Annotated in this window: 7 protein-coding genes and 1 riboswitch; of the genes, 2 read left to right on the top strand and 5 right to left on the bottom strand. The window is 61.2% G+C overall.

Annotated features, from left to right (window positions below; translation table 11 throughout):
* On the bottom strand, positions 1 to 2,888 hold a 2,888-nt coding region (gene metH / locus D8U70_RS15995; protein ID WP_130929277.1), incomplete at its 3' end, for a methionine synthase.
* Positions 2,889 to 3,043: 155 nt separating this feature from the next.
* Between metH and D8U70_RS15990 the strand changes: the two genes are divergently transcribed.
* Entirely contained in the window at positions 3,044 to 5,338 is a 2,295-nt protein-coding gene (locus D8U70_RS15990) for a fatty acid cis/trans isomerase (RefSeq protein ID WP_130929276.1), read from the top strand.
* A 103-nt stretch (positions 5,339 to 5,441) separates the two neighbouring features.
* Positions 5,442 to 6,026, top strand: a complete 585-nt coding sequence (gene nfuA, locus D8U70_RS15985) for a Fe-S biogenesis protein NfuA (protein ID WP_003225494.1) — start codon at positions 5,442 to 5,444, stop codon at positions 6,024 to 6,026.
* A 116-nt stretch (positions 6,027 to 6,142) separates the two neighbouring features.
* On the opposite strand, the gene cobM is transcribed toward nfuA, so the two are convergent.
* The 4 genes from cobM to D8U70_RS15965 all read right to left on the bottom strand — a co-directional run bounded on the left by cobM (position 6,143) and on the right by D8U70_RS15965 (position 8,288).
* Positions 6,143 to 6,889 carry a precorrin-4 C(11)-methyltransferase gene (gene cobM, locus D8U70_RS15980; protein ID WP_130929275.1) on the bottom strand — a complete coding sequence of 249 codons (747 nt, stop codon included), beginning with the start codon at positions 6,887 to 6,889 and terminating at the stop codon, positions 6,143 to 6,145.
* Positions 6,890 to 6,967: 78 nt separating this feature from the next.
* Complete coding sequence (locus D8U70_RS15975; RefSeq protein ID WP_016774484.1) at positions 6,968 to 7,381, bottom strand: cobalamin biosynthesis protein; 414 nt, start codon at positions 7,379 to 7,381, stop codon at positions 6,968 to 6,970.
* On the bottom strand, positions 7,378 to 8,079 hold the full coding sequence (locus tag D8U70_RS15970) for a CbtA family protein (RefSeq protein WP_016774485.1): 702 nt from the start codon (positions 8,077 to 8,079) through the stop codon (positions 7,378 to 7,380). The genes D8U70_RS15975 and D8U70_RS15970 overlap by 4 nt, the downstream gene beginning before the upstream one ends.
* Positions 8,080 to 8,090: 11 nt before the next feature.
* Positions 8,091 to 8,288, bottom strand: coding sequence for a CbtB domain-containing protein (locus D8U70_RS15965; RefSeq protein ID WP_016774486.1), 198 nt, complete (start codon positions 8,286 to 8,288; stop codon positions 8,091 to 8,093).
* A gap of 122 nt (positions 8,289 to 8,410) precedes the next feature.
* Positions 8,411 to 8,621: riboswitch (cobalamin riboswitch) on the bottom strand. This riboswitch is flagged as partial in the annotation.

The raw sequence follows: 8,621 nt of genomic DNA, 5'->3' as shown, positions 1-8,621 counted from the left end.
TTGCCGGCCAGGTCCCAGGAAATGAAGAACGGTGTCCAGTCGATGTACTCGGCCAGTACCTTCAAATCGATGTTGTCGAGCACCTTGCTGCCGGTGAAGGTCGGTTTGACCGGCTGATAATTGGCCCAGTCGAATTGCGGCTTCTTCGCGATCGCGGCGGCGTAGCTCAGGCGTTCGGTACGGGCGCTGCGATTGGACGTACGCTCGCGCACGTCGATGTATTCCAGGCGGGTCTTCTCGACGAAACCGGCCTTGAGTTCCTTGGACAACAACTGAGTCGCCACGCCGACGGCGCGCGACGCGTCGGTCACGTAGACCACGGCATCGTTGCTGTACTTCGGTTCGATCTTCACCGCGGTGTGCGCCTTCGACGTCGTCGCGCCACCGATCATCAGTGGCAGATGGAAGTCCTGACGCTGCATTTCGCGGGCAACGTGGACCATCTCGTCCAGCGACGGCGTGATCAGGCCGGAGAGGCCGATGATGTCGCATTTTTCTTCTTTGGCGACCTGCAGGATCTTCTCGGCCGGGACCATCACGCCGAGGTCGACGATGTCATAGCCGTTGCAGCCGAGCACCACGCCGACGATGTTCTTGCCGATATCGTGCACATCGCCTTTCACCGTAGCCATGAGGATCTTGCCCTTGGCTTCCGGCTTGTCGCCTTTCTCCAGTTCGATGAACGGGATCAGGTGCGCCACGGCCTGCTTCATCACCCGGGCGGATTTCACCACCTGCGGGAGGAACATTTTGCCCGCGCCGAACAGGTCGCCGACGATGTTCATGCCGGACATCAAAGGGCCTTCGATCACTTCGATCGGCCGCGCAAACGACTGGCGGGATTCTTCGGTGTCTTCAACGATGTGCGTGGTGATGCCCTTGACCAGCGCGTGTTCCAGACGTTTGTTGACGTCCCAGTTGCGCCATTCTTCGGTCTCGGCTTCCTTGACACTGCCGTCGCCCTTGTACTTGTCGGCAATGGCGAGGAGGGCGTCGGTGCCATCCGGGGTGCGATTGAGGATCACGTCTTCGACCGCGTCGCGCAGCTCGACCGGGATCTGATCGTAGATCTCCAGCTGGCCGGCGTTGACGATGCCCATGGTCAGCCCGGCGCGGATGGCGTAGAGCAGGAACACCGAGTGAATCGCCTCACGCACCGGGTTGTTGCCACGGAACGAGAACGACACGTTGGACACGCCGCCGGAGCTCAGCGCGTACGGCAGCTCATCGCGGATGTAGGCGCAGGCATTGATGAAGTCGACGGCGTAGTTGTTGTGCTCTTCGATGCCGGTAGCGACGGCGAAGATGTTCGGGTCGAAGATGATGTCTTCCGGCGGGAAGCCGACTTCATTGACCAGAATGTCGTAGGAGCGTTTGCAGATCTCTTTCTTGCGCGCTTCGGTGTCGGCCTGGCCAGCTTCGTCGAAGGCCATCACCACCACCGCAGCGCCGTAGCGCTTGCACAGCTTGGCGTGATGGATGAACTGCTCGACGCCTTCTTTCATGCTGATCGAGTTGACGATGCCCTTGCCCTGGATGCACTTGAGGCCGGCTTCGATGACTTCCCATTTCGACGAGTCGATCATGATCGGCACGCGCGAGATATCCGGTTCGCCGGCGATCAGATTGAGGAAGGTGACCATGGCCTTCTTCGAATCGAGCATGCCCTCGTCCATGTTGATGTCGATGATCTGCGCGCCGGCCTCGACCTGCTGCAGAGCGACTTCGAGGGCTTCGGTGTAGTTGTCTTCACGGATCAGGCGGGCGAATTTCGCCGAACCGGTGATGTTGGTGCGCTCGCCGACGTTGACGAACAGCGAGCTGCGATCAATGGTGAACGGCTCCAGACCGGAGAGGCGGCAGGCCTTGGGAATGTCCGGAATCTGCCGCGGCGCGTAACCGGCCACGGCTTTGGCGATGGCTTCGATGTGGCCCGGCGTGGTGCCGCAGCAGCCGCCGACGATGTTGAGGAAACCGCTCTGGGCGAATTCCTCGATGACTTTCGCGGTTTGCGAGGGCAGTTCGTCGTACTCGCCGAATTCATTCGGCAGGCCGGCGTTCGGGTGCGCGGATACGTGGGTGCTGGCCTTGTTCGACAGCTCTTCCAGGTACGGGCGCAGTTCGCTGGCGCCGAGGGCGCAGTTCAAACCCACGGAGATCGGCTTGGCGTGGGCCACGGAGTTCCAGAACGCCTCGGTGGTCTGGCCCGACAACGTACGGCCGGAGGCGTCGGTGATGGTCCCGGAAATCATGATCGGCAATTCGAGGTGCAGCTCTTCGAACACACCTTGCACGGCAAAGATCGCCGCTTTGGCGTTGAGGGTGTCGAAAATGGTTTCGATCAGAATCAGGTCGGCGCCGCCCTCGATCAGGCCTTTGGTGGCTTCGGTGTAGTTTTCCACCAGCTCATCGAAGGTCACGTTGCGGTAGCCGGGATTGTTGACGTCGGGCGACAGCGAACAGGTGCGGCTGGTCGGGCCGAGCACGCCGGCCACGAAGCGCGGCTTGGCCGGGTTTTCGGCGGTCTTGGCGTCGGCAATCTTGCGCGCCAGACGTGCGCCTTCTACGTTTAACTCGTACGCCAGCTCTTCCATGCCGTAATCGGCCATGGAAATGCGCGTGGCGTTGAAAGTGTTGGTTTCGAGAATGTCGGCGCCGGCGTCCAGATAGGCTTTTTCGATGCCGCCGATCACGTCCGGACGGGTGATCACCAGCAGGTCGTTGTTGCCCTTGACGTCGCTCGGCCAGTCCGCGAAGCGCTTGCCGCGATAATCCTGTTCTTCGAGCTTGTAGCTCTGGATCATCGTGCCCATCCCGCCGTCGAGAATCAGGATGCGCTCTTTGAGGGCTTGCTTGAGAGCTTGAAGGCGGACGCTGCGATCGGACATGTGGACTACTCGGAAAGACCATTACGAAGGAGCGGGATCATAGCAAACCTGTGCGCTTTTGGAGCATGTGCAGCTTTTGCATGAATATCGCTCATGTTGGTACGAGCGTCATAACGGTAGAATCGCAGCCTTTTTTTATCATCGAGATCAGCAACATGCCGTACCGCTTCATCAGTTTATGGTTGCTGGTCCTGAGCGGGAGCGTTGCGGCGCAAGATCCTGCCATTTCTTCTTCCATCTCCTACACCCGCGATATCCAACCGATCTTTACCGAGAAGTGCGTAGCCTGCCATGCCTGCTATGACTCGGCCTGTCAGCTCAATCTCGGCAGTGGCGAAGGCGCCGCCCGTGGCGCGAGCAAGATGCCGGTGTACGACGGTGAACGCACTCAGGCAGCACCGACCACGCGCTTGTTTTACGACGCCTTCGGCAAGCGCGCCTGGCAGCAGAAAGACTTCTATTCGGTGCTCGACGCCCAGGGCAGTCAGGCCGCGCTGATGGCACGCATGCTTGAACTCGGCCACAAGACGCCGCTGACGCCGAACGCCAAACTGCCGGAAGAGATTGTTCTTGGGCTCAATCGCAACAATCTATGCGCAATGCCTGCGGAGTTCGACGGATATGCCGGCGCGCACCCGAAAGAGGGCATGCCGCTGGCGGTCACTGGCCTGACCGACCAGCAATACCAGACCCTGCAGCGCTGGCTGGCGTCTGGCGCGCCGATCGACGAGCAGAGCCTGGCGCCGAGTGCCAAAGAGGCCATGCAGATCCTGCAGTGGGAAAACCTGCTCAACGCCCCCGGTGCCCGGCAGAGTCTGGTCGGGCGCTGGCTGTTCGAGCACTGGTATCTGGCGCACATCTATTTCAAGGATGGTGAGCCGGGGCATTATTTCCAGTGGGTACGTTCGCGTACGCCGAGCGGCCAGCCGATCGACCTGATCGCCACGCGCCGCCCCAACGACGACCCGGGCACGCAGGTGTATTACCGCTTGTGGCCGGTGCAAGGGGTGATCGTGCACAAGACGCACATCACTTATCCGCTGAGCGCGGCGAAAATGGCGCGGATCAAGAGCCTGTTCTACAACGGCAACTGGCAGGTCAATGCGCTGCCGGGTTACGGCCCGCAAAGCCGTGCCAATCCGTTTGCCACTTTCGAGGCGATTCCGGCGCAGGCGCGCTATCAGTTCATGCTCGATAACGCCGAATACTTCGTCCGCACCTTCATTCGCGGCCCGGTGTGCCGTGGGCAGATCGCGACCGACGTGATCCGCGACAACTTCTGGGCGCTGTTCCAGGCCCCGGAGCATGACCTCTACATCACCGACCCGAACTACCGTGGCCAGGCCACGCCGCTGCTGGCGATGCCGGGGCAGAACGACGATGTCGGCAGCGTGCTGAGCCTGTGGCGCAACTACCGCGACAAGCGCAACGAATACGAAGCCTTGCGCCGCGACAGCTACGCCGATCTGCCGGCGCCGAGCTGGTCGACGCTGTGGGCCGGCAACGACAACGCCTTGCTGAGCATTTTCCGCCACTTCGACAGCGCTTCGGTGACCAAGGGGCTTATCGGTGAGGTGCCGCAAACCATGTGGCTGTTCGACTATCCACTGCTCGAGCGCACCTACTATCAGCTCGCGGTCAACTTCGACGTGTTCGGCAACGTCTCCCATCAAGCGCAGACTCGCCTGTATTTCGACCTGATCCGTAATGGCGCGGAGCAGAACTTCCTGCGCCTGATGCCCGCCGACTCACGTGAGGATTACCTCAACGATTGGTACCAGGACGGCGGCCAATTCAAGATGTGGCTCGATTACGAGGCCATCGATGACGACAAACCGACCGCATTGACGCTCGACGAGAAAGACCCGAAACACGATTTCGCCATGCAGTTGCTGGCGCGCTACGGTGATCTGAACGCGCGGCCAGACCCTATCAATCGCTGCGACGGCGCTTATTGCTCGCGACCGAATATAGATCCGGCGTTGCAGAACGCCGAGCAGGCCCTGAGCCGTCTGGCCTCGCGACCGGCCGCAGGGTTGAAAGTCATCGACCAGATGCCCGAAGCGACCTTGCTGCGTGTCGAAACCGCCAGCGGCAAGCGCGAGGTCTACAGCGTGCTGCGCAACCGCGCGCACAGCAACGTGGCGTTTCTGCTCGGTGAGTCGCTGCGCTATCAACCGGGTCTCGACACCTTGACGATCTATCCGGGCGTGCTCACCAGTTACCCGAACTTCATGTTCAACGTACCGGCCGAGCAGGTGCCGGCGTTTGTCGATGCGATGGAGAATGCCAAGGATGCCAATCGGTTCGACAAGATCGTCGAGCGCTGGGGCATTCGTCGCAGTCATCCGCAGTTCTGGCTGTATTTTCACGATCTGAGCCAGTACATCCACGAAACCGATCCGGTGGAAGAGGGTGTGCTGGATATGAACCGGTACGAGAACCTTTGAGCATTCGCAGGCATATGCCGGGATTCTTTCCCGACAAAAATACTAGGACTTTGTCAGCCGCGCCGATTGGCGTAAACTGCGCCCAAGCCTGCGAGGAGTTTTTATGACCGCTATTACCATTACCGACGCCGCCCATGATTACCTGGCCGATCTGCTCTCCAAGCAGAACACCCCGGGCATCGGCATCCGTGTCTTCATCACCCAGCCTGGCACCCAGTACGCCGAAACCTGCATTGCCTACTGCAAGCCGGGCGAAGAGAAGCCTGAAGATACCGCGCTGGGGCTGAAAAGCTTCACCGCTTACATCGATTCCTTCAGCGAAGCGTTTCTTGACGACGCCGTTGTCGACTATGCCACCGACCGTATGGGCGGCCAGCTGACCATCAAGGCGCCAAATGCCAAGGTGCCAATGGTCAATGCCGACAGCCCGGTCAACGAGCGCATCAACTACTACCTGCAAACCGAGATCAACCCGGGGCTGGCCAGCCACGGCGGTCAGGTCAGCCTGATCGATGTGGTCGAGGACGGCATTGCCGTGTTGCAGTTCGGTGGCGGTTGCCAGGGCTGCGGCCAGGCCGACGTGACCTTGAAGGAAGGCATCGAGCGCACTCTGCTCGAGCGCATCCCGGAGCTCAAGGGCGTTCGCGACGTGACCGACCACACGCAGAAAGAAAACGCCTACTACTAAGGCGTTCGCTGCGAACATGAAAAACGGCGCCCCGTGAGCGCCGTTTTTTTATGCCTGTGGCTTGATCATGCCCACGCTCCGCGTGGGCATGCAGCCCGGGACGCTCCGCGTTCCACTCACGGTCGGTACAAATGCGCATGCCCGGCGCGATACAACGAAGACTCGCTGAACACCTCGCTGCCCAGCACCCGCCCGACCAGAATCAGCGCCGTACGCCGAAAGCCTTTGGCCTCGACCTTTGCGGCAATGTCCGCCAGTGTACCGACGACCCAGTCCTGATCCGGCCATGTTGCGCGGTGAATCACGGCAATCGGGCAGTCCGCGCCGTAATGCGGCAGCAATTCAACCAAAATCTTTTCCAGATGATTGACCCCCAAATGAATGGCCATGGTCGCGCGATGTTGCGCCAGGCTGGCCAGTTCTTCGCCGGCGGGCATCACGGTCTTGTCGGCATAACGGGTCAGAATCACGCTTTGCGAGATGTCCGGCAGGGTCAACTCGGCGCCGAGCAGCGCGGCGCATGCCGCCGTCGCGGTTACGCCCGGAATGATCTCGAAAGGAATGTTCAGCTCACGCAAGTAGCGGATCTGCTCACCGATCGCGCCGTACAGACTTGGGTCTCCGGAATGCACACGGGCCACATCCTGGCCTTGGGCATGGGCAGTCCTGATCAGATCGATGATCTGTTCCAGATGCAGTTCAGCGCTGTTGACCACGGTGTCGGCCTGATGACCTTCCAGCACCGCTGCGGGTACCAGCGAACCGGCATAAATGATCACCGGGCAGCTGCGAATCAGCCGTTGGCCTTTGACGGTGATGAGTTCCGGGTCGCCGGGGCCGGCGCCGATGAAGTAGACGGTCATCGTTGAATCCTTGTGAAGAGGCGCAGGCACACTGCAGATGAAGCGTGCTCATGATCGATGGCGGGGATTATCGGGATTTTATGCAGCGCCGGCCAATGCCAGCGTGGCCTGCGCATATTTCTGCCGGTGGATCAGCAGTTTCGCCGGCGCCTGAATCAGTTGCTCGGCGAGAGCCAGCGCGGCGCTTTCCGCCACGCCGTAGCAGCCGGTGCGCTCAAAGGCGATCTGCGATTGATGGCTGAGGCGCTGCTGATAGGGCGCCAGTTCGGCACTGTTGAAATACTGCAGCGGCAGGTTCAATTGTGTGGCCAGTTCCAGCAACCCCGGTTCGTCGCGCTTGAGGTCGATACTCGCCAAAGCCTTGACCGCTCGCAGCTCGATGCGGTGCGCCTGCAACGCTTGATCGAGTAGTGCACGCAGCGTACTGGCCGGGCAGCCACGCTGGCAGCCGAGGCCGACCACGAAGGTCGGCACTGCGCGGTCATGGGTCATGCCTGATATCGGCCTGCGCTTTTGCGGCGGAACAACCATGCACTGATCAAGCCCAAGGCCAGCCAGAACGCGACGTTGGTCAGCTGCGAAGCGATTTTGAACTGGGTTTCCAGTGCCTCTGGGGCAAGCATCGAATGCACCTGCGGTTGCGGCGCGCCGATCACATGCGGCACGGCGAGAATCGCCACACCGAGAAGCTTCATCAGCCAGTGGCGGCTGAAGGCGATCAGTGCCAGGCCGACGGCGGTCGAAGCGGCAGTGCCGATCCACCAGATCTGCCGCGATGCCAGATCGGCGGCCGCAGTGCCCGGCAATTCAGGTGGCAGGCCCAAGGTCGGCGCGAGAACGAACGTCGCGTAACCGGCCAGACCCCAGAGCAGCCCTTGCGAGGTCTTGGTCGGCGCGCGCAAGGTGTACAGACCGGCGAGCATCAGGGCGAAACCCACCGCCACCACCAGATTGCCGCCAGTGGTCGAGACCACGCGCTGCCAGCCGTCTTCCGGCTCCCAGGCTTCGCCATCATGGCTGTGGGCGGCGGTGCCGGCGGCGTGTTCGTGAACTTGCGCGACCGGTTCGGATTTCTCGAAGGTTTCGGCCTGCAGAATCAGTGGCGATACCCAGAAACTCTGCAGCAGGGTCAGCAGCAGGGCGGCCAGCAAGCCGGTGAAGCCTGCGGTTTGCGCGATACGCTTGATCATCTCGGCAAGCCTCAGTGGCACGGGAACGCGGCGCTGTGGCGGGTATCGTGGGCGGCGTTGTGCACCGCTTCGATGTGCGAGAAACCGGCGAACCAGACCAGGCTGGCACCGAGGATCGAGGCGAAGAGGGCGGCGGCCACGCGTTGGCCGAGTGTGGTGCTGCTGGAGATGTGGTCAGTGTGGCTGACGGTATTGCTGATGATCGACATAGCGCTTCCCTCTGAAATGTCAGCGGGTAAACAGAGCGCATGAAAATCCCTGCGAGCCGGGCACGCAGGGATTTCGAACAGCGCCCGCCCACCGCGGGTTTGTTTGTGGTCAGCGGCGCTTGCGCGTGCTGGGTGTTGCGGGCCGGTCTCCGGGCTTGCGAGGGGTTGGCACGAGGCCGACCTGCAAGCATCACCTTCCCATGCCGGGGCACAGTGGATCTGACGCTTCGCTCGCTTACCGTTGCGGGGGCAGCACCGGACTGACATGGCTTTGAGTAAAGCACATGATTCACCGGTTTCCCGTTTCACCCTGTGAAGGGCACCCGTAACAAG

It is taken from the genome of Pseudomonas sp. Sample_20 (assembly GCF_004307585.1).
Classification (GTDB): domain Bacteria; phylum Pseudomonadota; class Gammaproteobacteria; order Pseudomonadales; family Pseudomonadaceae; genus Aquipseudomonas; species Aquipseudomonas atacamensis.
This window is presented reverse-complemented; position numbering and strand designations above follow the sequence as displayed.